Origin of the sequence: Burkholderia sp. Ac-20345 (assembly GCF_017104825.1) — a bacterium.
Taxonomy (GTDB): domain Bacteria; phylum Pseudomonadota; class Gammaproteobacteria; order Burkholderiales; family Burkholderiaceae; genus Burkholderia; species Burkholderia lata_B.
Window position 1 is genome coordinate 1 of the sequence record NZ_JAAGPO010000454.1, and the last position, 2,080, is coordinate 2,080.

Below are 2,080 nucleotides of genomic sequence, written 5' to 3' on the forward strand. Positions count from 1 at the left end.
TCGCGGCCGATCCGGCCGTGCCGGCCGTGATCCGCGCGGCGCTGCTCGCCGATCTGTGCGCGCCGCTCGCGACCGTGCTGCAGGCCGCAACGCGGCAGCGCGTGGAATTGCTGCCGCCGCCCGGCAGCGTGCCCGCATGGCGCGCGTCGCCGGCCGCGCTGCGCTTCGAGCTGCGGCGCGCCGACGCCGCATGGCGCTGCCATGGCGCGCTGCTGTTCGACGCGCCGGATGCGCTCGCCGTGTTCTTCGCGGCCGCGCCCGCCGCACCCGCCGACACGCGCGCAGCCTACGCGAACCTGCCCGTGCCGCTCGTGTTCGAGATCGGCCGTACCGAGCTGACGACGGCCGAGCTGGCCGACGTCGTCGGCGGCGACATCATCGCGATCGAGCGCTGGCAGGCGCACGAGCAGAACCTGCTGTGCGTCGCGCGGCTGCCGGCCGCGCCGGCGTGGGAGATCACCGGACGGCCATCGGGCAACCGGCTGACCGTCGAACGAATCAGGGAGATGCCTTTGGAACCGACCCGCACCGACATCGCGTCCGCGACGACGCACGACGCGCCGCCTGCCGATGCGCCGCGCCCGCTCGACGGCCTTGCAGTCGACCTGCGCTTCGAGCTGCCGCCCACGTCCATGCCGCTCGGCGAGCTGAGCGCGCTGCAGCCCGGCGCCGTGATCGAACTGCAGCAAGGGATCAACCAGAGCGTGATCCATCTCGTCGCGAACGGGATGCTGATCGGCACGGGGCACCTGATCGCGGTCGGCCAGAAGCTCGGCGTGCGGGTCGTCACGCTGACCCAACCCGCGCCGCGCGAGCGCTGAACGATGGGCAACCTGCCGAATCCGGTCGCGCTGATCGCGGTGATCGCCGCGCTCGGCATCGCGCCGTTCGCGGCGCTGATGGTCACGAGCTACACGAAGCTCGTCGTCGTGCTCGGCCTGTTGCGCTCCGCGCTCGGGATCCAGCAGGTGCCGCCGAACCTCGTGCTGAACGGCATCGCGCTGATCCTGTCGCTGTTCATCATGGCGCCCGTCGGGATGTCGATCCGCGACGCGCTGCAGGCGCGCCACTTCGATGCGTCGGGGCAGTTGTCGACCGCCGACGTCGGCGCGCTCGCCGATGCCGCGCTGCCGCCGATCAAGGATTTCCTCGTGTCGCACACGCGGCAGCGCGATCGCGAATTCTTCGTGCGCACCGCGACCTCGGTATGGCCGAAGAACCGCGCGGACGGCATCAAGGACGACGACCTGCTGGTGCTGGTGCCGAGCTTCACGCTCGCCGAGCTGACGAAGGCGTTCCAGATCGGCTTCGTGATCTATATCGTGTTCATCGTCGTCGACCTGCTGGTCGCGAACATCCTGCTCGCGCTCGGCATGCAGATGATCTCGCCGACCACGATCTCGGTGCCGTTCAAGCTGCTGCTGTTCGTCGCGCTCGACGGCTGGTCGCTGCTCGTGCACGGGCTCGTGATGTCGTACCGGGTGGCGGGCGCGGGATGAGCGCGCACCGCCTGCGAACCGCCGCCGCCTGCCTGTGCGCGCTGGCCGCGCTCGCGTTCTCGTGCCTGCCATTGCGCTGCGCGCAAGCCGCCGGCACCAGTACGGGCTTCGCGCCGCTCGCGCGCGCATGCGCGCCGAACGTCGATCCGGACACGCTCGCCGCGCTCGTGCGCACCGAGTCGGGCTTCAATCCGTATGCGATCGGCGTGGTCGGCGGCCATCTGTCGCGCCAGCCCGCGTCGCTCGACGAAGCGCGCGCGACCGCGCGCGACCTCGCGGCGCGCGGCTTCAGCTACAGCGTCGGCCTCGCGCAGGTGAACGAACGCAATTTCGCGAAATACGGGCTCGATGAAGCGACGATGTTCGAGCCGTGCCGCAACCTGCGGGCCGGCGGCGCGATCCTGACCGAATGCTTCGCGCGCTCGTCGGGCACCGGTCGCGCCACGCAGGCCGCGTTGCGCGCGGCGCTGTCGTGCTACTACAGCGGCAACTTCACGACCGGCTTCTCGAGCGGCTACGTGAGCCGCGTCGTCGCCAGCGCGCAGCGCAACGCGCGCGAAGGCGGCGCCGGACCGATTCCC

General features: G+C 71.2%; 3 protein-coding genes. All 3 read left to right on the top strand.

The features are described from left to right. A partial coding sequence (gene sctQ, locus G3O06_RS47865) for a type III secretion system cytoplasmic ring protein SctQ (protein WP_205820344.1) occupies positions 1–821 on the top strand: 821 nt, incomplete at its 5' end. A 3-nt stretch (positions 822–824) separates the two neighbouring features. Beyond that, positions 825–1,499 carry a type III secretion system export apparatus subunit SctR gene (gene sctR / locus G3O06_RS47870; protein WP_039360892.1) on the top strand — a complete coding sequence of 225 codons (675 nt, stop codon included), beginning with the start codon at positions 825–827 and terminating at the stop codon, positions 1,497–1,499. Beyond that, the coding region (locus G3O06_RS47875) for a lytic transglycosylase domain-containing protein (protein WP_205820345.1) at positions 1,496–2,080 on the top strand (585 nt) is incomplete at its 3' end. The genes sctR and G3O06_RS47875, both read left to right, overlap by 4 nt.